We start from the raw sequence: 19,689 nt of genomic DNA, 5'->3' as shown, positions 1-19,689 counted from the left end.
GATTTCCACAGATGGACGGGGCTTCACGGCTGCAACACCGAAGACACCAGCAGTTGCGAATAAGGGTGCTGCGGATCGTCGAGGACCTGATCGGTCAGGCCGGTTTCCACCACCCGCGAGCGGCGCATCACCATCAGTCGGTCGGCCAGCAATCGGGCCACCGCCAAGTCGTGAGTGACGATCACCACCGCCAGGTCCAGTTCACGCACCAGGCCACGCAGCAAATCGAGCAAGCGCGCTTGCACCGACACGTCGAGACCGCCAGTGGGTTCGTCCATGAATACGAGGCGCGGGCTCGACACCAGGTTGCGAGCAATTTGCAGCCGCTGTTGCATGCCGCCCGAGAACGTCCGAGGTAAGTCGTCGATGCGCTGTGGGTCGATTTCCACCTGGCTCAGCCAGTCGATGCCTGCCCCGCGCAATTGCTGGTAATTGCGCACGCCTTGGGCCATCAGACGCTCGCCGATGTTGGCGCCGGCCGACACGCCCATGCGCAAGCCGTCACGCGGGTTCTGTTCGACAAAGCCCCATTCGGTGCGCAACAAAGTCCGGCGTTCGGCTTCGCTGGCGCTGTACAGGTCCAGCCATTGGTCCTGTTTGTCGCGGTAACCGATGCTGCCGCGCTGTGGCGGCAGGCGTCCGCTGAGCAGCGACAACAAGGTCGATTTACCCGAGCCAGACTCGCCGACAATCCCCAGCACTTCACCGGGATACAAGTCGAAGCTGACGTCCTGACAGCCCTTTTCCGGGCCATACAGCAGTGACAGATTGCGCACCTGCAACAGCGGCTCGGCCGTGTTCACGGACAGATCATTTTTCAGCGCCTGGTTCATTGGCCCTGCTCCTGCTGGCTGACGCGCTGGGCGCAGTAATAGGTGTCGGAACAGACGAAGCTCTGGGTGCCGGCGTCGTCGAGAATCAACTCATCGAGGAAGGATTCGTGGCTGCCGCAAATGGCGCAGCACTCCTCCCACTTCTGCGCTTCGAAGGGGTGATCCTCGAAGTCGAGGCTGGTGACCTTGGTGTACGGCGGCACCGCGTACAGACGCTTTTCCCGACCCGCGCCGAACAGCATCAGTGCCGGGCTCATGTCGAGTTTCGGGTTGTCGAATTTGGGGATCGGCGACGGGTCCATCACGTAGCGCTCGTCGACCATCACCGGGTAGGCGTAAGCGGTAGCGATGTGGCCGAAGGTGGCGATGTCCTCGTAGAGCTTGACGTGCATCACCCCATAATCATTGAGGGCGTGCATGGTCCGGGTCTCGGTTTCCGAGGGTTCGATAAAGCGCAGCGGTTCCGGAATCGGCACTTGGTAGACCATGATCTGATCGGCGTGCAACGGGGTTTCCGGGATACGGTGGCGGGTCTGGATCACCGTCGCGTCCGGCGTGCTTTCAGTCGTCGCGACGCCAGCGGTACGGGCGAAGAAGCGGCGGATCGACACCGCGTTGGTGGTGTCGTCCGCGCCCTGGTCGATGACTTTGAGCACGTCTTCGGCACCGAGAATCGCGGCGGTCAGTTGCATGCCGCCGGTGCCCCAGCCGTAAGGCAACGGCATCTCGCGGCCACCGAACGGCACCTGATAACCGGGGATCGCCACAGCCTTGAGCAAGGCGCGACGGATCATGCGTTTGGTCTGTTCGTCGAGGTAGGCGAAGTTGTACGCCGCATCGCGGGTTGGCGCCTGGCTCAGGTCATTCATGGCTGTGGCCCTCGGCAGGCTTGCGCAGTTTGCGGATCAGCTCCAGTTCGGCCTGGAAGTCCACGTAGTGAGGTAATTTGAGGTGCGACACAAAGCCGGCGGCTTCAACGTTGTCGCAATGCATCAGCACGAACTCTTCCTGTTGCGCCGGGGACACGATCTCTTCGTTGTATTCACCGGCACGCAGTGCGCGGTCGACCAGCGCCATGCCCATGGCCTTGCGCTCGGCATGTCCGAAGGCCAAACCGTAGCCGCGCGTGAACTGCGCCAGCTCGGTGGCCGAGCCGACAAACTGGTTGACCATCTCGCACTCGGTGACTTCGATGCTGCCCAGATTGATCGGGAAACCCAGTTCTTCTGGGTCGATCCAGACCTCGACGTCACCGATGCGAATCTCCCCGGCGAACGGGTGGTTTCGGCCATATCCGCGTTGGGTGGAATAGCCCAGCGCCAACAGAAAACCCTCATCGCCACGGGCCAGTGCCTGCAAACGTTCGGCGCGGCTGGCCGGCAGTTCCAGCGGGTCGCGGGTGATGTCGGCGACGCTGTCGTTGTTGTCGGACTCGTTCTTGATCAAGCCTTCCTTGGCCAGCAAACCCAAGACTCGCGGGCACGGTTCGAGGCTGGCGCTTGGCATGATCTGCGGCCCCGGGTATTCGCCCTCGGCGAGCAAGGCAAAGTCCAGCAAGCGATGGGTGTAATCGAAGGTCGGCCCTAGCAGTTGCCCGCCCGGCACATCCTTGAAGGTCGCGCACAGGCGCCGGCTGAGCTGCATGTCGGACGTGTCGATCGGCAGGCTCGGGCTGAAACGCGGCAACGTGGTGCGATAGGCGCGCAGCAGGAAGATCGCTTCCACCAAGTCGCCCGCCGCTTGCTTGATCGCCAGCGCGGCGAGTTCTTCGTCGTACAGCGAGCCCTCGCTCATCACCCGCGCCACGGCCAGCGGCAGTTGCTGGCGGATTTGCTCGACGCTCAGTTCTGTGACCGAGGTATCGCCCCGGCGTTTTTTCGCCAGTAGACGGTGGGCATTGTCGATGGCCTGTTCGCCACCCTTGACGGCTACGTACATCAGGCACGCTCCTGTTCTGCGTGGGCGACCCGCGTGCTGCGCGGCAGGCCGAGAAGGTCATGGCCGGCGGCGAAAAACAGATCCAGCCCACGGGGGAAGTCGTTGCGCTGCTCGCGCTCGCGCCAGGCGCGGTCGGGCAGCGGCAGGCTGACCACGTGTTCGGTCTCGATTCCCGGTCCGCGCCAGGCCAGCCCTTCCCCGCCGTCGAGGCTCGGCAACTGAACCAGCAAGGTGCAGGACTGATCGGGGTAGCGGTCATTGCCAAGGTCGAAGCCGCTGAGGTCGAGCAGATCCTCTGCGTCGAGCAAGGCGAACCGCGCAGCTTCACGGCGTGATGTCAGCGGGCAGCCACAGTGGAACGCCAGGTTGGCGCGGATCACCGGTGTGTCGAAGGACGGCGCCAGCCACAGCGCCGTGTCGACATCCAGCAGCGCCAGGCACAACGCGTAGGTGGCCGGTGCCAGCCCTTCGATGCCTGGAATGTCGTGCAATGTCTGGATCAATCCGGGGCCGGCCAGCGCCTTCAGTGCCGCGCGAAAACCACGTTGGGCATCCAGCACCGGGTCGGTGAAGGCCGGTTGCAACAGCTGTGCGCTCATCAGTTTTCTCCTCGCACGAGGGTGAAGAATTCAACTTTGGTGGCGGCGGTTTCGGCCGCTTTCTGCGCCCGGCGTTCGGCCTGGGCGGTCGCCAACGGCGTGATCATTTCCGCCAGCCAGTGACACTGTTGCGCGCCCTGCAAATGCGCGTCGGCCAGCGCCGCCAATTCGGCGTGGACCTTGTCGCGCCCCGCCAGGTAGCTGAAACCGGTACGACCATCGGCCAGACGCACCACGCAGCGGGTCACGCTCATTTCGCCGACGTTGAACGGCGCACCGTTGCCGCCCATGCGGCCACGGACCAGGGTCATGCCGATTTCCGGGGCACGGATCAATTGGTACTCGACGTCTCGCAGCGCCGCTTCGTGAGGCTGCAATTCACTGCGACGGGCGCGGGCCAACACGCCGATCCAGTGCTGCCGCGCCGAGTAAGGAGTAGCGTTCATCGTTGAATTCTCCATCAGGTGACGACCTGGTACTGGAAGCGATCCGAACGGCTGGTGGACTGGGCCAGCTCCACCGGGCGGCCGTCGCGGTCGCGGGAAAGGGTGAACACACTCAGCGCCGGCAAATGCCGGGGCATCATCAGCAACGCGGCTTCTTCGCGGCTGGGCAAACGGGCGCCTATCAGGCTCAGTGTTCGGGTCAACGGCAGATCCCGTTCGCTGAGGTACTGGCGCAATGAGCCGCCGGTGTAGTCCGCCAGCATCGGCGCATGGCTGGCGCAGTAGCGATGGCGGATCAGGCTGACCGGTTGGTGATCGAGCTTGCGCAAAGTCTGCAACTCGATCATCGACGCCATCTCGGCAAGCCCTAAGTGCTGCGCTTCTTCACGGCTGGCGAAGCAGTAGCGACGCTTGAGCAATACCGCCTCAACCCCCAGCCCTTGTGCGGACAACGACTGGCTGTAAGCGCTGTCGGCGGCCATCGGATAAATCAGTGGCCGCTCCAGCACCTGCGTGCCCTTGCCCTGGCGGCGCAACAGGCTGCCTTCGAACACCAACTCATCAATGGCGCGGCGCAAGGTATGGCGGTTGACCCCGAAGCGGTCAGCCAACTGCACCTCCGCCGGCAGGAAGTCCCCGGCCTGATAATCGGCCAGCTCACGGCGTAGGATGTCGGCCAATTCGCGGTACACCGGCTCATCTTGTCTAGACAACTGCATGCTTAAAAAAAGCGCCCACGGGCACCCCTCCGAAATTCAGATGAACTGCTTGCGCAGGCGTTGCGACAGGATGTCGATCAGGCTCACCACGACGATGATCACGAGCAAGACTGCACACGTCTGGACAAACTGAAAGGAGCGGATGTTCTCCCAGAGAATCACCCCGATCCCGCCGGCACCGACCATCCCCACCACCGTCGCGGAGCGCACGTTGGCCTCGAAGCGGTAGAGCGCGTAGGACACCCACAGCGGCATCACCTGCGGTATCACCCCGTAGATCACCTCTTGCAGGGCGCTGGCACCGGTGGCGCGAACCCCTTCAACCGGCCCCGGGTCGATGGCCTCGACCGCTTCGGCAAACAGCTTGGCAAGCACACCGGTGGTGCTGATCCACAGCGCCAGAACACCGGCAAACGGTCCCAACCCGACGGCCACCACGAACAACATGGCGAAGACCATTTCGTTAATCGAACGGAACGCGTCCATCACCCGGCGCAGTGGTTGGTGAATCCACCAGGGGGTGATGTTTTCCGAACAGAGAATCCCCAGGGGAATCGAGCAGACAATCGCCAGTACCGTGCCCCACAGGGCGATTTGTACGGTGACGATCATTTCCTTGAGGTAGGAGCGCCATTCGTGGAAGTCCGGCGGGAAGAAATCAGCGGCGAAGGTCGCCATGTTTCCCGAGTCGCGATACAGCGCCATCGGGTTCATCTCGGCGCCGTGCCAGGCCCAGGTCAGCAGGACCAGAAACAGGCCCCAACCGGCGAACTGCGGCCAGGTGCGCTTGCCGACAGCTTCAGCGTGAAGAGTGGTCATGAGGTTTCTCTTAAAAAGCGTTCAAAGAGGTGATGCACAATTCATGGCGGGTACAAAAACCTGTAGGAGTGAGCCGCGTATCAGCCAGCGTTGGCTGCACTCTTCTCAGTGTGGGTTTTTTCGAGCAAGGTCAGGCGCTCCTGCAGCTTCGCCAGTTCGGCGTCGATATCGGCGAGCTTCTTGGCCTTGTCCGCCGCGTCAAGCTTTGAGTCGGTATTGACGGTGGTGCGCTGCTTGAACAGTTCAAGCTGACGGATCGGCAGCAACTGGTCGTCGCTGGACTTCAGGAACTTGCCGAGTTGCATACCCGCAAGCACTGCTTTCTCGGCGTCGATGTCGCCATAGCTGAAGATGAAATCGCGGATCTTGGTCTTCTCGCTGTCGCTCAGGGCCTTGCTCCATACCAGTGGGTCGGCGGGGATCAACGGCGACTTCCAGATCACCTTGAGCAGTGCAGCCTTGTCCGGCTGGGTCACTTCCAGACGATCCCAGCTTTCGGTGTTGAAGGTCGCGACATCCAGTTGCCCTTTGGCCACGCTCAAGGCGTTGACCTCATGGCTGGAGTTGAGGGTGCGTTTGAACGCGGTGGCGGCGTCGACATGGTTCTTCGCGAAGACGTAGTAGCCCGGCACCAGATAGCCGGACGTGGAGTTCGGATCGCCGTTGCCGAAGGTCAGGGACTTGGCGTTTTTCAGCATGTCGTCGACGGAGTTGATCGGGCTGTCCTTGCGCACGATCAGCACGCTCCAATACCCGGCGGCACCGCTGGCGGCAGCGGTCTGGGCGAAGATCTCGCCGTTGGAACGGTCCACCGCTTCAATGGCGGCCTTGTTGCCGAGCCAGGCGACGTCGACCTTGTTGAAGCGCATGCCCTGGATCAGGCCGGCATAGTCGGAGGCGAAGGTGGCGTTGATCGTCAGGCCGGTTTTCTTCTGCATATCGTCAAGAAACGGCTGCCAGATACTTTTCAGATTCTGCGAAGACTCGGTGGACATGATGCCGAAGTTGATGGCTTTTTCTTCAGCCTGGGCAGTGCCCAGCACACAGCTGGCGAGTAGCGCGGCGCCAGCAACAACGCGACCGATACGGTTCAACATGGAATGGATTCCTGAGGGTGCGTAGTTAAGGAAGTGGAGGTACTCACACGCGAGCCAGCACCAAGCGCGGCGCGGGTTCGCGACGACGTATCTGGTCGGAAAACATCAGGCTGGTGTCGATGTCGGCACCATACAAATCATTGAGGAACTGACTGCTCAGGTCAGCGGCGAGGCCGTCAAAATGAATCCGGCCGCCCTTGAGAGCGACGGCACGCGGGCAATAGCGCGTGGCGTAATCGACTTGATGCAGGGTTACCACCACAGTCTTGCCGTCGCGGCGGTTGATGTCAGCGAGGATTTCCATGACCTTGCGCGCCGACTCCGGGTCCAGGGAGGCGATCGGTTCATCGGCCAGAATCACCTCGGCGCGCTGGGTCAGCGCCCGGGCAATCGCCACGCGTTGCTGTTGGCCGCCAGACAAGGTGGACGCCCGCTGCGCGGCCAGATCGGCCAGGCCGACACGGTCCAGGGACTCCAGTGCGAATTGCCTTTCCTCGGCATTGAACAGGCACAAATTGCCGCGCCAACGCGGCATACGCCCCAGGCAACCGAGCAGCACGTTATCGAGCACGCTGAGGCGGTTGACCAGGTTGAACTGCTGGAAGATGTAGCCGATATCGGCGCGCAAGCGACGGACCTTGCCGTTCAGTCGCCCGGAGGCCTGCACTTCCCGCCCCAGCACCTTGACGCTGCCCCCGTTGTTGCGATCGCAACAGGCCAGGCCCGCGAGGTGCCGCAGCAAGGTGGATTTGCCGGAGCCGGAAGCGCCAATCAGCGCGACCATCTCACCGGTTGCGATGGTGAGTTCGAGGTCGACCAGTGCGGTCTTGCGCGCAAAGGTCTTGTTCAGATGATCGACATGGATAGCTGCGTTCATGGGCTTCTCTGTCTGGTTGAACAGCCGTCCCTGGCCGCTTTGAAGTTCAACCGACTTTAGGCATGGGTTGTGTCAGCCCTATGACTTGCACAAGTCGCTGGATGGGCCATTTGATGAAGGTTTTGTGAAAGGTTGAGTTCTGAAAAACACCGCCCCCCTGTGGGAGCGGGTTCACAGTTGATTTTCTGCGGGCAAAAAAAAGGCGACCCGAAGGTCGCCTTGTTCTGTGCTTGCTGTTATTGCCCGAATTGCCGCCCCAATCCGCCCGGCACGCCATGGATGTCTGTCTCTTCCCATGGCCCGTTCGGGCTGATCGACCGGCTCCAGCCGTTGTCCCAGCGATAGTACGTGCGCTGGCGGTAGAAGGTGTTGGTCTGATCATCGAGTACGTACACGCCGAGCTTGGCATCCCAATGGCTGTTGCCACCCGGTGGCGGCGCGAAGCTGGCGGAGGTGCGTGGCAGCGGTTTGGCGGGCTTGGCCGGAATACTCGGCTTGCCCGGTATCGGGGACGGCGTCGGACGCGGCTTCGACGTCGGGATCGGTGGCAGCCGTTCAGGCTGCTGCGGCTGGACCACGCAAGCGCTTAACCCTAAAACCATACTGAGCAGGGTGATACGAGCGATGGCGGTCATAGTGGCGTTTCCTGTCATTTGTCCGGGCTGTCGATGGTCAGTTGTTGCTGCGCAGTGGTGCTGCTGGCCAGAGGCTCGCTGCGACCGATCCATTCGCCGGCAGTTGGTTGGCCGGCGCGAGAAATGCGCGCAACCAGTTGGACTTCAGGGAAGTTCGACAGTTTCAACTGCGGCATCATTGCGTCGGCATCGCCCAGCTCGACGGTCGCCGGCAAGTCGGCCACGGTCAGGCGCTTGGCGGCCAGAGGAGCCGGAGGCCCTGCGGTGGCGCGGGCGAAGATGAATACGCTGTCGCCCGGCTGAACCTTGGCTTTCAGCTCTGGTGCCAGATCCACTCGCACCTTGAGCAGTGCCGCCACCTTGGCGGCGGGCGCCTGGGCCACCTTGGCGCCGCTGGCTTCGAGTTTCTCGGTAGCCCGAGTGATGCCGCCTTGCAGAGCGGCGCGGGAACTGTCCTCCGGTGGCAGTTGCGCCAGCAGGCGATTCCAGTAGTCGATGGCGTCTTGATAACGCTGGCTTTCAAAGGCAGCAATACCGAGCAAGCCAAGACTGGTGACTTCTTTCGGATCGGCTTTGAGTGCTTCGTCGGTCAGGGCCTGAACCTTGTCCGACCACTTCTTGCCATCGGCGAAGTATTGAGCCTGCGCCCATTGCCCCAACAGTTCCGGTTGACGACCGGCCAGGTTCACCGTGCGTTCGAAGATCTTCGCCGCATCGCCAGGACGATCCTGAGCCATGTAGGTGCGACCGAGGAAGTACAAACCTTCAGCCGAATCCGGCTGAGCCTCGACTGCACGCTCCAGGCGACGGGTCATCTCTTCCATCGACTGCGGCGCCTGGGAGAATTCGCGGGTCAGTTCGACCTTGTCGCTGGCGCCGAAATGCAGGTACAGGCTAAGACCCAACACCGGCACCAGAATCGCCGCCAGCAAGGGCCACGGTTTGCCCAGGCGGGACACGCGTGGCGCCTCGACGCCTTCGGTGTCGGCGAGCAATTCACGGGCGGCTTCGGCGCGACCGGTGTCCATTTGCGTGGCGTCAAGAACGCCCTCTTCCTGCTGAGTCTGCAACTCAGCCACGCGCTCCTGATACAGGGCGACGTTCAGGGCCGTACGATCCTCTTCAAGCTGGGCGCGACGACCACGCAGAACAGGAATCAGCAGAAAACTCAGGGCGACCAGAAGTAGCAGACCTGCAGCGAGCCAGAAATCAATCATTCTTGGTTTTATCCAACAGGTGGTCGAGGCGCTCACGCTCCTCGGCAGAGAGCTCATCCTTGGTGTCAGCGCGTTGCACGCGACGACGCCGGACGATCACGGCGATGATCACAAAACCGCCCAGCAGCAGGCCGGCAGGGCCGAACCACAGCACAGCAGTCTTGGCGTTCAGAGCAGGTTTGTAGCGGACGAAATCACCATAGCGGTCGACCATGAAATCGATGATCTGCTGGTTGTCCTTGCCCTCGCCGAGCATGCGAAAAATCTCTTTGCGCAGGTCAGCGGCAATCGGTGCGTTGGAATCGGCAATGTCCTGATTCTGGCACTTGGGGCAACGCAGCTCCTTGGTCAGCTCGCGAAAACGCTCACGATCACCTTCTTTGGCGAACTCGTAGGTGTCGATGGCCGCGTGCGCCACGCCGGCCATGCTCAAACCCAATATCGCGGCGGCTATCCAGCGTTTCATGGCTTGGCCTCGTCAACCAGCGCCTGATACTTGGCCGCCAGTTTTTCGCGCCAGACCTGTTCGTCGATCACGCCAACGAACTTGTCGCGGATGATGCCCTTGGCGTCGATGAAGAAGGTTTCCGGAGCGCCATAAACGCCGAGGTTCAGGCCCAAGGTGCCTTCGTCGTCGCGGATATCGAGCTGGTAGGGGTTGTGAAATTCCACCAGCCACTTCAAGGCGTCAGCGTTGACGTCCTTGTAGTTGATGCCGTAGATCACCACGCCCTTCTCGGCCAGTTTATTCAGCACCGGATGCTCGACCCGGCAAGAAATGCACCAGGTGCCCCAGACATTGACCAATGCTGGCTTGCCCAGAATGTCGGCCTTGGTCAGGGTCTTGTCGCCCTGCACGGCAGGCAAGGAAAACTCCGGGAACGGCTTGTTGATCATCGCCGAAGGCAACTCGGCCGGGTCCAGATAGAGACCGCGATAAAGGAAAACAGCCACCACCAGAAAAACCGCCAGTGGCAAGAGCATCAACCAACGTCTCATGCCGTGGCTCCCGTCACGCCCAGTGCTTCACGCACACGGCTTTTCACCTTGACCCGGTAACGGCGATCCAGCGCCGCCAGCAATCCACCGGCACCGGTCAGCAACGCACCGAACCAGATCCAGCGCACGAACGGTTTGACGTGGACGCGAACGGCCCAGGCGCCATCACCCAACGGTTCGCCGAGTGCGACGTAGAGGTCGCGGGTGAAACCGGCGTCGATCCCGGCTTCGGTCATCACCGAATTCTGCACGGTGTAGAGGCGTTTCTCCGGGTGCAGCACGCTGACTTCCTTGCCATCGCGGATCACCCGCACGGTGCCCTTGTCGGACGTAAAGTTCGGGCCTTCGAAATGCTTGGCGCCTTCAAATACGAAGTGATAACCGCCCAGGTCCATGGACTCGCCTGGCGCCAGACGCAGGTCGCGCTCGGCACTGTTCTGGCTCGACAGCACGACGCCAAGGGCGCACACGGCGATGCCAATGTGAGCGATCTGCATGCCCCAATAGCTGCGAGTCAGGGTCGGCAGGCCTTTGATCAGGCCTTTGTGGCGAGTCTTGTCGACGATGTCACGCACACCGGCCAGCAACACCCAGGCGGCGAGCATGAACGTCGCAATCACTGCCCAATTGAAATCGCCATAAGCGACACCGGCTACCACGGCCAGCGCGGCGCTGCCGAGCAACACCGGGGTCAGCATGCCCACCAGCCATTTGACCGGGGTGTCTTTCCAGCGCACCAACATGCCGACCGCCATCACCATCATCAGCAAGGCCATCAACGGGATGAACAGTGCGTTGAAATACGGCGGGCCGACCGACAGCTTGGCGCCGGTCATTGCATCGAGAATCAGCGGATACAACGTGCCCAGCAGGATCATCGAAGCCGCCACCACCAGCACCAGGTTGTTACCCAGCAGCAGGGTTTCCCGGGACCAGAGGTTGAAGCCGACCTGGCTCTTGACCACCGGTGCGCGCAGGGCGAACAGGGTCAGCGAACCGCCGACCACAAACAGCAGGAAAATCAGGATGAACACGCCGCGCTCAGGGTCGGAGGCAAAGGCGTGAACCGAGGTCAGCACTCCAGAACGCACGAGGAAGGTTCCCAGCAAGCTCAACGAGAAGGCAGCGATGGCCAGCAACACGGTCCAGCTCTTGAACACGCCACGTTTTTCCGTGACCGCCAACGAGTGAATCAGCGCCGTACCCACCAGCCAAGGCATGAAGGACGCGTTTTCCACCGGGTCCCAGAACCACCAGCCGCCCCAGCCAAGTTCGTAGTACGCCCACCACGAACCGAGGGTGATACCGATACCGAGGAAGGCCCAGGCGACGATGGTCCACGGACGGGACCAGCGAGCCCACGCCGCATCAAGACGACCGCCCAGCAGTGCAGCGATGGCGAAAGCGAACGCCACGGAGAAACCGACATAGCCCATGTACAGCATCGGCGGATGAACGATCAGACCGATGTCTTGCAACAAGGGATTGAGGTCACGACCGTCCGCGGGAATCTGCGGCAGGATCCGTGCAAACGGGTTGGATGTAAGGATCAGGAACAGCAGGAAACCCGTGCTGATCATGCCCATCACCGCCAGCACGCGAGCCAGCATCACTTGCGGCAACTGTCGGGAGAACACCGACACCGCGAAGGTCCAGCCGCCGAGAATCAAGGCCCACAGCAGCAACGAACCTTCGTGCGCGCCCCATACGGCGCTGAACTTGTAGTACCACGGTAAGGCGCTGTTGGAGTTACTGGCGACGTAATCGACAGAGAAGTCGTCGGCCATGAACGCGTAAGTCAGGCAACCGAAGGAGAACAGCAGAAATGCGAATTGCCCCCAGGCGGCCGGCTGAGCGAGGCTCATCCACAAGCGGTCACCGCGCCAGGCGCCGAGCAACGGCACAATGGCCTGAACCAGCGCGAAACACAGCGCCAGAATCATGGCCAGATGGCCGAGTTCAGGAATATAGAGTCCGGACGTCATCGATCAACCCTCCTTCGCGGGCGTTGGGGCAGATTGACCACTGTCTTTCAAAGCCTTGGTCACTTCCGGCGGCATGTACTTTTCATCGTGCTTGGCCAGCACTTCGTCGGCCACCACCACACCGTCGGCGTTGAGCTTGCCCAGGGCAACGATGCCCTGCCCTTCGCGGAACAGGTCCGGAAGGATGCCGCGATAAGTGATGGTGACGGATTTATTGAAGTCAGTGACGATGAATTTCACGTCCAGCGAATCGCCGGAACGTTGCAGCGAACCATTCTCAACCATGCCGCCCGCGCGGATGCGCGTGTCTTGCGGGGCTTCGCCGTTGGCGATCTGAGTCGGGGTGTAAAACAGATTGATGTTCTGCTGCAGGGCGCTCAGGGCCAGGCCGACAGCAGCACCGACACCGACCAGGATCGCGAGAATGATGATAAGACGCTTTTTGCGCAGCGGATTCACTTGCCGTTCTCCCGGCGCAAACGACGCGCCTCTTGTTGCAGATACCGCTTGCGGGCCAGGATTGGCGCCGCCACGTTGAGGGCCAGCACCGCCAGGCAGATGCCATAGGCTGACCAGACATACAGGCCATGATGGCCCATGGCGAGGAAGTCGCCGAATGAAGCAAAACTCATCGAGCGGTCTCCAGACTGTTCTGCACTTCGGCCTTGACCCAACTGGCGCGGGCTTCGCGCTTGAGCACTTCAAGACGCATGCGCAGCAGTAACACCGCGCCGAAGAAACAGTAGAAACCCAGCACCGTCAGCAGCAGTGGCAGCCACATCTCGGCGGGCATCGCCGGTTTTTCAGTGAGGGTGAACGTCGCGCCCTGGTGCAGGGTGTTCCACCACTCCACCGAGTATTTGATGATCGGGATGTTGATCACGCCGACAATCGCCAGCACCGCGCAGGCCTTGGCCGCGCTGTCACGATTGCTGATCGCGTTGCCCAGCGCAATAAGACCGAAGTACAGAAACAGCAGAATAAGCATGGACGTAATTCGTGCATCCCATACCCACCACGAGCCCCAGGTCGCTTTGCCCCAGATCGCGCCTGTGACCAGCGCCACGGCGGTCATCCAGGCGCCGATGGGCGCCGCGCATTGCAGGGCGACGTCGGCCAGTTTCATCTTCCAGACCAGCCCGACGATGCCACAGATCGCCAGCGTCACGTAGATGGACTGGGCCAGCATGGCGGCCGGAACGTGGATATAAATGATGCGAAAGCTGTTGCCTTGCTGGTAGTCCGGCGGCGCGAAGGCCAGGCCCCAAACGACACCAACACTGATCAGCAGCAACGCCGCGACACTCAGCCACGGCAGCAGTTTGCCGCTGATGCCGTAAAACCATTTGGGCGAGCCGAGCTTATGAAACCAAGTCCAGTTCATTACTGTTTCCATCACGGTTGCTGCTCGCCATCACGAGCAGCGAAGGGTCTTTGCTGATCAATATTTGATCAGACCTCATTATTCGCCGACGCTGATCTTCAGGCCAGCAGCTATTGCAAAAGGTGTCAGGGTTATCGCCAGGGCGGTCAGGCTACCAAGCCACAGGAGATAACCGGTCGCCGGCATTCCCTGCAATGCCGCCTGCAAGGCGCCACTGCCAAGAATCAATACCGGGATGTACAACGGCAGAATCAGCAGCGCCAGCAACAGGCCACCGCGCTTCAACCCCACCGTCAGGGCTGCGCCCACCGCACCGAGCAGGCTCAGCACCGGTGTACCCAGCAACAAAGAAAGCAGCAACACCGGCAGACAGGCGGTTGGCAAACCCAGCATCAATGCCAGTAATGGAGCGAGCAAAACCAGTGCCAGGCCAGAGAAGGACCAGTGTGCCAGTACCTTGGCCAAAACCAGAAGAGGCAGGGGGTGCGACGAAAGGACCCACTGCTCAAGCGATCCGTCTTCGAAATCACTGCGGAAAAGCCCGTCCAGCGAGAGTAAAACCGATAAAAGAGCCGCTACCCAGACCAGTCCCGGAGACAAGGTTTGCAACAATTGAGACTCGGGTCCCACCGCCAACGGGAACAGGGACACGACGATCGCGAAGAAGACGAGCGGATTGGCCAACTCCGCCGGACGGCGGAACAACAATCGGGCTTCACGGGCGACTAACAGACCGAAAACTCTCATACGGCCCAGTTCCCCAGATCAATGTCGCGATAACCGGCCGGCATCCGGGTCAGCGTATGGTGAGTGGTCAAGACCACCATGCCGCCGCGCTCGCAGTGTGCGGCCAGGTGTTCTTCGAGTTGCGCCACGCCTTGCTTGTCGAGCGCGGTGAATGGCTCATCGAGGATCCACAGTGGAGGGCTTTCCAGGTACAACCGCGCCAACGCGACCCGGCGTTGCTGCCCCGCAGACAGTGTGTGGCAAGGAACATCCTCGAAACCGCGCAGTCCGACAGCCGTCAGCGCCTGCCAGATCGCCTCATGGGAGGCCGGTTGGTGCAAAGCGCACAGCCAGCTCAGATTCTCTTGCGGCGTCAGCAGATCCTTGATCCCGGCGGCATGGCCGATCCACAGCAGGTTACGCGCCAGCTCGAAGCGCTGCTCGCTCAACGGCTGGCCGTTGAGCAACACCTGACCGGCAGTCGGTTGCATCAGACCGCAAAGCAGACGTAAAAGGCTGGTTTTGCCACTGCCGTTGGGGCCGCTGATTTGCAACATTTCGCCACTGGCCAGTCTCAATTCGAGATTTTCGAAGAGCAGCCGAAGGTCTCGCTCACAGGCGAGGGCAACGGTTTGCAGGACAGGACTGGTCAAGAGATCACGGGCCTTTTGGGTTCAAGTCGGCAGTGGAGCGGCCGTTAAAGATATGCAGGATAAATGCATTGGCGGCCCGTTCTAAGGAGCTGGATCAAGTATTTGATATGTTTTCAGCGCCCCGGATACAGCGGGGCAGCATTATACATGCCGTGCCCTACTCTAAAGAGGGCAATTTCCTCAGGTTGTGACCGCGTATGACAGGCGAAATGAACATCCTTGCGCTACCGCAAACCACGCCCGCGACTTCGCGACCGCTGGTGGTGAGTAGCGACCTGCTGAAGTTACTGACCCCGATGGAGGGTCTGATCACTGCCGGCCAGACCGCCAAGGCCGAAGTGCTTTCGCTCAAGCAGGCGGATCAAACCTTTCAACTGTTGCTCAAGGTCACCCTCGACAGCGGCCGTCAGACCACCGTGCAAGCGACCAGTAACCTGCCGCTGCCGCAAGGCACCAGCCTGGCGATTACCCAGCCATCGGCGGGTAACCTGGCCGTCACCGTGCAACAGGCCATCGCCTCCAGTGTCGCCACCCTCACCCGTATCGACACGGCGCAACTGCCGATCGGCACGCTGCTGCAAGGCAAAGTGCTGACCTCTCAGGTGTTGCCGCAGGTCCCGGGCCAGCCTGCGGTGTTTCGTTCGATGGTGAGCTTGCTCAACACCGCGCTGAGCGGCAGCACCCTGAGCATCGACAGCCCGACGCCGCTGCGCATCGGCACGTTGCTGAGCGCGCTGGTGCAGGACACCCATACATTGAAATTTGTGCCATTGAGCAGCCGCCAGGAGCAATTGGCGGTGACCCAACAACTGGTCAACCAACAGAGCCGTCAAGGCTCGCTGGATGGCCTGCTCAAACTCCTGCAAAACCTGCCGTCTTCGAACCAAACATCCAGTGAGTTGCGTGCCGCCGTCGACAAGTTGCTCGCCGGTCTGCCCGACATTCAGCAACTCAGCACGCCAAAGGGCCTGGCCCAGGCGCTGGCCAATAGTGGCCTGTTCCTTGAAGCCAAGTTGCTCAGCGGTCAGAACCCGACATTGGCCCCGGACATGAAAGGCGATCTGCTCAAGCTGATCGCACAATTGACGCCAGGCCTGCCAGCCAATACCAATCTCAACGCGATCATTGCCGCCAACACACTGGCCCAGGCCATGCCAAACTTCGTGCGCAGCGCCCTCGGCATGCTCGGCCAGGTCAGCGCCAAACCGCTGCCAACCCGCTTCCCGCTGCCCGAGCGCTTGTTACAAAGCATGGACGGCGAAGGCGACCTCGAACACTTGCTGCGTTTAGCGGCAGCGGCGGTTTCACGCCTGCAAAGCCATCAACTGTCGAGCCTGGAACAGACCGGCGTCACTGACGACGGACGGTTGATGAGCACCTGGCAACTGGAAATTCCGATGCGCAATCTGCAGGATATTGTGCCGTTGCAGGTCAAGTTCCAGCGCGAAGAAGCGCCCGAGAAAGAACAGCAAAACGAACGCTGCGACGAGCGCGAACCCAAACAACAATTGTGGCGAGTGGACCTGGCGTTCGATATGGAGCCCTTGGGCCCGTTGCAAATACAGGCGCAACTGATCAACGGCAGCCTGTCCGGCCAGCTATGGGCCGAACGCCCCTACACCGCTGGCCTGATCGACAGCAATCTGCCCGGGTTACGCGAACGCTTGCTGGCGTCCGGCCTCAACGTCGGCGATCTCGATTGCCATCTCGGCACACCACCACAAGGCCCTCAAACCCGTCTCGAACAACGCTGGGTCGACGAAACCGCATGAAAAACCCCAACACCCCGCGCCAGGCCATCGCCCTCAAATACGACGGCAGCCACGCCCCAACCCTCACGGCCAAAGGTGACGAAGCTCTGGCCGAAGCCATACTGAAGATTGCCCGCGAATGCGAAGTACCGATCTATGAGAATGCCGAGCTGGTGAAACTGCTGGCGCGGATGGAATTGGGGGAGAGTATTCCGCAGGAGTTGTACCGCACGATTGCCGAGATTATCGCGTTTGCGTGGAATTTGAAGGGGAAATTTCCCGAGGGGCAGGATCCGGATGCGCTGCACGTAGAAAAGGATGTTACTGATCGCGGGGATGACGATTAATCGTTCCCACGCGTGGGAACGATCTTGGGCAGGCGTCAGTTCTTGTGCAACTTACTCATCAATTCCGCCTCAGCCTGGGTCAAGCCACAAGACTGAGTCAGTTCATCGACGCTCGCACCCATCCCCACCAATCGCGCCGCCTGGGCAAACGACAGGCTCGAGGGGTCGCGCTGTTCCAACTGAGCCAGTTTGTCCGGCAACGGGCCAATCACCGCGCGCAACTCGTGCAGGTCTTCACCCATGCGCACGTTGCCGTTCTGGTAGTCGTCGACGCGCTTGGCCAGGTCCTTGATGCGCTGATCGCGCAGCGCATCTCCCTGGGCCTGTTGCGCGACAATCAGTCGTTGGCCTCGTATGTACGCCAGAAACATCGCCAGCGTGCCTGCCCAGAACAGGAACAGGACAATGACCGCCACCTCAAGAATCAATCAGATGCTCTCCAGGTCCGACCATTCTTCTTCGCTCATCATCTTGTCCAGCTCGACCAGGATCAGCAGTTCGTTGTTCTTGTTGCACACGCCTTGAATAAACTTGGCGGATTCTTCGTTCCCGACGTTCGGCGCAGTCTCGATTTCCGACTGACGCAGGTAAACCACTTCGGCCACGCTGTCGACCATGATCCCGACCACTTGCTTGTCGGCTTCGATGATGACGATACGGGTGTTATCGCTGATCTCGGCATTCATCAGGCCGAAGCGCTGACGGGTGTCGATCACGGTGACCACGTTACCGCGCAGGTTGATGATGCCCAGCACGTAGCTCGGGGCACCCGGGACCGGGGCGATTTCGGTGTAACGCAGGACTTCCTGAACGCGCATCACGTTGATGCCGTAGGTTTCATTGTCCAGCTTGAAGGTTACCCATTGCAGGATCGGATCTTCGGAACCCTTTGCAGACGACGCCTTATCATTCATACCCTGACCCCTCGAAAAACCGCCCTAGCGGTATATGTTCTGTGCGACGGCAATCACTGCCGTCACGTGCTTGTTATGTTGGTTTATGAGTCGGTCTGGTGCCGCTCATGTGCTTTGCCCCGCCGCTGGCGATCAACTCGGCCAGTGCGGAAACGTCGAGCAATGCACACATGTGTTCAATCACAGTGCCCGCCAGCCATGGCCGTTGACCTCGGTGACTGCGCCATTTGATTTCGTTCGGGTCCAGGCGCAACGAGCGGCTGACCTGATGCACCGCCAGCCCCCACTCGTAGCCCTGAACCGAAATAACGTATTGCAAGCCTTGACGGAAATCGTCGCGGTAGCGGTCCGGCATGACCCAACGCGCGGTGTCCAATACTTTCAGGTTGCCGGCCTGGCTTGGCAGAATCCCAAGGAACCATTCCGGCTGACCGAACAGCGGTGTCAGCTCGTGACCGGCCAAAGAATAAATAGAGCCCAGACACACCAGTGGCACCGCCAGGGTCAGCCCGGCGACATCGAACAACAGGCATTCGAATGGCTCGGCGGCCCAGGACGGGCGACCATCGGTTTCCACTGGCGGCGGCGTGTTGCTCGGTGGCAGGTGGACTTCGACCACCGGTGGCACCAAGGCTTGCAGCTGCGGGGCGATGGTCGAGATCGGTACGAGAACCGGCACCGGTGCTTCGATCACGGCTACCGGCACGGCAACCACGGCGGGGTTCTGTGCATCACGAGCCTGCTCTTCGAGCACCGCTGCCTGGAAATCGTCCAGCGCAGCTTCAACTTCGACCGCGTCAACAACCACAACGGTTTCAACCAGCGCTTCGATTTCCGGCGGCAACTCTAACGTCGCCTCCATCAGCAAGCTGTCCAGATAGGACTGCAGCGCCAGTTGCGGACGCGAGGTGGTCTTGACCGGCCGATTCATGGGAGCACCAGGCTAGGAAGGCTCATCTCACGCCACCTGCGGAACAAGTTGTGCTGCCAGCAGATGTTTGAGCAACGCGCGATAGGCCAGCACCCCTCGGCTCTTGCCGTCGAACTGCGAAGGCGTCACACCGGCACGGCTGGCGTCACGCAAACGGGTGTCGACAGGGATGTAGCCCTGCCAGATGTCTTCCGGGTATTTGTCGCGTAACACCCGTAGCGTTCCGAGGGAGGCCTGCGTGCGGCGGTCAAACAGGGTCGGCACGATGCTGAACGGCAGCGCCTGTTTGCGCGAACGGTTGATCATCGCCAGGGTATTGACCATGCGCTCCAGGCCTTTGACCGCCAAGTGTTCGGTCTGCACCGGAATCACCAATTGCTGGCTCGCCGCCAAGGCATTGACCATCAGCACGCCGAGCAACGGCGGGCTGTCGATCACGGCGTAATCGAAGTCCTGCCAAAGTTGCGCCAGGCTCTTGGCTATCACCAGGCCCAAGCCACTCTGCCCCGGCGACTGGCGCTCGAGGGTCGCCAGCGCAGTGCTTGATGGCAGCAGGGAAATACTCTCGTGGCTGGTGGGCAACAACAACTGACCGGGCAAGCCTTGCGGCACACTGCCTTTGTGCAGGAACAGGTCGTAGCTGCTGTGTTCCAGGCTGTCGGGGTCGTAACCGAAATAGCTGGTCATGGAGCCGTGGGGGTCGAGATCGACCACAACCACGCGCTTGCCCGCCTCGGCCAGTAAACCGGCTAAAGCGATAGAGGAAGTGGTTTTACCAACACCACCCTTTTGATTGGCGACTGCCCAGACTCTCATTCG

General features: G+C 61.0%; 25 protein-coding genes. 2 read left to right on the top strand and 23 right to left on the bottom strand.

Annotation, left to right across the window (positions count from 1 at the left end):
- Nucleotides 1–23: 23 nt before the first annotated feature.
- The 19 genes from phnK to ccmA form a co-directional block, all read right to left on the bottom strand.
- Nucleotides 24–833, bottom strand: coding sequence for a phosphonate C-P lyase system protein PhnK (gene phnK / locus ACXPVS_RS24055; protein WP_458512122.1), 810 nt, complete (start codon nt 831–833; stop codon nt 24–26).
- Nucleotides 830–1,702, bottom strand: coding sequence for an alpha-D-ribose 1-methylphosphonate 5-phosphate C-P-lyase PhnJ (locus tag ACXPVS_RS24050; RefSeq protein WP_458512121.1), 873 nt, complete (start codon nt 1,700–1,702; stop codon nt 830–832). The genes phnK and ACXPVS_RS24050 overlap by 4 nt, the downstream gene beginning before the upstream one ends.
- Nucleotides 1,695–2,771: a carbon-phosphorus lyase complex subunit PhnI gene (locus tag ACXPVS_RS24045; protein WP_458512120.1), complete on the bottom strand. Its 1,077-nt coding sequence runs from the start codon at nt 2,769–2,771 to the stop codon at nt 1,695–1,697. Before ACXPVS_RS24045 ends, ACXPVS_RS24050 begins: the two co-directional genes overlap by 8 nt.
- Nucleotides 2,771–3,370, bottom strand: a complete 600-nt coding sequence (phnH, locus tag ACXPVS_RS24040; protein WP_458512119.1) for a phosphonate C-P lyase system protein PhnH — start codon at nt 3,368–3,370, stop codon at nt 2,771–2,773. The genes ACXPVS_RS24045 and phnH overlap by 1 nt, the downstream gene beginning before the upstream one ends.
- Nucleotides 3,370–3,816, bottom strand: coding sequence for a phosphonate C-P lyase system protein PhnG (gene phnG / locus ACXPVS_RS24035; RefSeq protein WP_458512118.1), 447 nt, complete (start codon nt 3,814–3,816; stop codon nt 3,370–3,372). Before phnG ends, phnH begins: the two co-directional genes overlap by 1 nt.
- Before the next feature lie 14 nt (nt 3,817–3,830).
- Complete coding sequence (gene phnF / locus ACXPVS_RS24030) at nt 3,831–4,535, bottom strand: phosphonate metabolism transcriptional regulator PhnF (protein ID WP_458512117.1); 705 nt, start codon at nt 4,533–4,535, stop codon at nt 3,831–3,833.
- Nucleotides 4,536–4,571: 36 nt separating this feature from the next.
- A complete protein-coding gene (phnE, locus tag ACXPVS_RS24025) occupies nt 4,572–5,354 on the bottom strand; it encodes a phosphonate ABC transporter, permease protein PhnE (protein WP_458512116.1) in 783 nt (260 codons plus the stop codon).
- An 80-nt stretch (nt 5,355–5,434) separates the two neighbouring features.
- Entirely contained in the window at nt 5,435–6,451 is a 1,017-nt protein-coding gene (phnD, locus tag ACXPVS_RS24020) for a phosphonate ABC transporter substrate-binding protein (RefSeq protein WP_458512115.1), read from the bottom strand.
- A gap of 43 nt (nt 6,452–6,494) precedes the next feature.
- The gene (gene phnC, locus ACXPVS_RS24015) at nt 6,495–7,328 is read right to left on the bottom strand and encodes a phosphonate ABC transporter ATP-binding protein (protein WP_458512114.1); all 834 of its coding nucleotides are present in this window, start codon (nt 7,326–7,328) and stop codon (nt 6,495–6,497) included.
- 236 nt (nt 7,329–7,564) lie between these two features.
- Nucleotides 7,565–7,963 carry a hypothetical protein gene (locus ACXPVS_RS24010; RefSeq protein WP_458512113.1) on the bottom strand — a complete coding sequence of 133 codons (399 nt, stop codon included), beginning with the start codon at nt 7,961–7,963 and terminating at the stop codon, nt 7,565–7,567.
- A 14-nt stretch (nt 7,964–7,977) separates the two neighbouring features.
- The gene (gene ccmI / locus ACXPVS_RS24005) at nt 7,978–9,180 is read right to left on the bottom strand and encodes a c-type cytochrome biogenesis protein CcmI (protein WP_458512112.1); all 1,203 of its coding nucleotides are present in this window, start codon (nt 9,178–9,180) and stop codon (nt 7,978–7,980) included.
- Nucleotides 9,173–9,646, bottom strand: coding sequence for a cytochrome c-type biogenesis protein (locus tag ACXPVS_RS24000; RefSeq protein ID WP_458512111.1), 474 nt, complete (start codon nt 9,644–9,646; stop codon nt 9,173–9,175). The genes ccmI and ACXPVS_RS24000 overlap by 8 nt, the downstream gene beginning before the upstream one ends.
- Nucleotides 9,643–10,179 carry a DsbE family thiol:disulfide interchange protein gene (locus ACXPVS_RS23995; RefSeq protein ID WP_458512110.1) on the bottom strand — a complete coding sequence of 179 codons (537 nt, stop codon included), beginning with the start codon at nt 10,177–10,179 and terminating at the stop codon, nt 9,643–9,645. The genes ACXPVS_RS24000 and ACXPVS_RS23995 overlap by 4 nt, the downstream gene beginning before the upstream one ends.
- Nucleotides 10,176–12,164: a heme lyase CcmF/NrfE family subunit gene (locus ACXPVS_RS23990; RefSeq protein ID WP_458512109.1), complete on the bottom strand. Its 1,989-nt coding sequence runs from the start codon at nt 12,162–12,164 to the stop codon at nt 10,176–10,178. Before ACXPVS_RS23990 ends, ACXPVS_RS23995 begins: the two co-directional genes overlap by 4 nt.
- A 3-nt stretch (nt 12,165–12,167) precedes the next feature.
- Nucleotides 12,168–12,623: a cytochrome c maturation protein CcmE gene (gene ccmE, locus ACXPVS_RS23985; RefSeq protein WP_458512108.1), complete on the bottom strand. Its 456-nt coding sequence runs from the start codon at nt 12,621–12,623 to the stop codon at nt 12,168–12,170.
- Nucleotides 12,620–12,796 carry a heme exporter protein CcmD gene (gene ccmD, locus ACXPVS_RS23980; RefSeq protein WP_008055370.1) on the bottom strand — a complete coding sequence of 59 codons (177 nt, stop codon included), beginning with the start codon at nt 12,794–12,796 and terminating at the stop codon, nt 12,620–12,622. Before ccmD ends, ccmE begins: the two co-directional genes overlap by 4 nt.
- Nucleotides 12,793–13,548 (bottom strand): heme ABC transporter permease, encoded by a 756-nt coding sequence (locus ACXPVS_RS23975; protein ID WP_458512107.1) that lies wholly within the window; start codon nt 13,546–13,548, stop codon nt 12,793–12,795. The genes ccmD and ACXPVS_RS23975 overlap by 4 nt, the downstream gene beginning before the upstream one ends.
- Before the next feature lie 78 nt (nt 13,549–13,626).
- A complete protein-coding gene (gene ccmB, locus ACXPVS_RS23970) occupies nt 13,627–14,295 on the bottom strand; it encodes a heme exporter protein CcmB (protein WP_111451895.1) in 669 nt (222 codons plus the stop codon).
- Nucleotides 14,292–14,927, bottom strand: a complete 636-nt coding sequence (gene ccmA / locus ACXPVS_RS23965; protein WP_458512106.1) for a cytochrome c biogenesis heme-transporting ATPase CcmA — start codon at nt 14,925–14,927, stop codon at nt 14,292–14,294. Before ccmA ends, ccmB begins: the two co-directional genes overlap by 4 nt.
- A gap of 197 nt (nt 14,928–15,124) precedes the next feature.
- Here ccmA and fliK point away from each other — a divergent pair, with 197 nt between their 5' ends.
- Together fliK and ACXPVS_RS23955 are read left to right on the top strand one after the other, a co-directional pair.
- Complete coding sequence (gene fliK, locus ACXPVS_RS23960; protein ID WP_458512105.1) at nt 15,125–16,699, top strand: flagellar hook-length control protein FliK; 1,575 nt, start codon at nt 15,125–15,127, stop codon at nt 16,697–16,699.
- A complete protein-coding gene (locus ACXPVS_RS23955) occupies nt 16,696–17,025 on the top strand; it encodes an EscU/YscU/HrcU family type III secretion system export apparatus switch protein (protein WP_458512104.1) in 330 nt (109 codons plus the stop codon). Before fliK ends, ACXPVS_RS23955 begins: the two co-directional genes overlap by 4 nt.
- Nucleotides 17,026–17,060: 35 nt before the next feature.
- Here ACXPVS_RS23955 and ACXPVS_RS23950 read toward each other — a convergent pair whose 3' ends face one another.
- The 4 genes from ACXPVS_RS23950 to ACXPVS_RS23935 form a co-directional block, all read right to left on the bottom strand.
- Nucleotides 17,061–17,453 carry a DUF2802 domain-containing protein gene (locus ACXPVS_RS23950; protein WP_458512103.1) on the bottom strand — a complete coding sequence of 131 codons (393 nt, stop codon included), beginning with the start codon at nt 17,451–17,453 and terminating at the stop codon, nt 17,061–17,063.
- Nucleotides 17,454–17,939: a chemotaxis protein CheW gene (locus ACXPVS_RS23945; RefSeq protein ID WP_322221603.1), complete on the bottom strand. Its 486-nt coding sequence runs from the start codon at nt 17,937–17,939 to the stop codon at nt 17,454–17,456.
- Nucleotides 17,940–18,012: 73 nt separating this feature from the next.
- Nucleotides 18,013–18,870, bottom strand: a complete 858-nt coding sequence (locus ACXPVS_RS23940; RefSeq protein WP_458512102.1) for a CheW domain-containing protein — start codon at nt 18,868–18,870, stop codon at nt 18,013–18,015.
- A gap of 27 nt (nt 18,871–18,897) precedes the next feature.
- A complete protein-coding gene (locus ACXPVS_RS23935; protein ID WP_415770601.1) occupies nt 18,898–19,686 on the bottom strand; it encodes a ParA family protein in 789 nt (262 codons plus the stop codon).
- Between the last annotated feature and the right edge of the window lie 3 nt (nt 19,687–19,689).

The sequence above is a fragment of the Pseudomonas sp. Ma2-10 genome, assembly GCF_054330215.1.
Note: the sequence above shows the minus strand (reverse complement) of the source record. Positions and strands in the feature narration are given on the sequence as shown.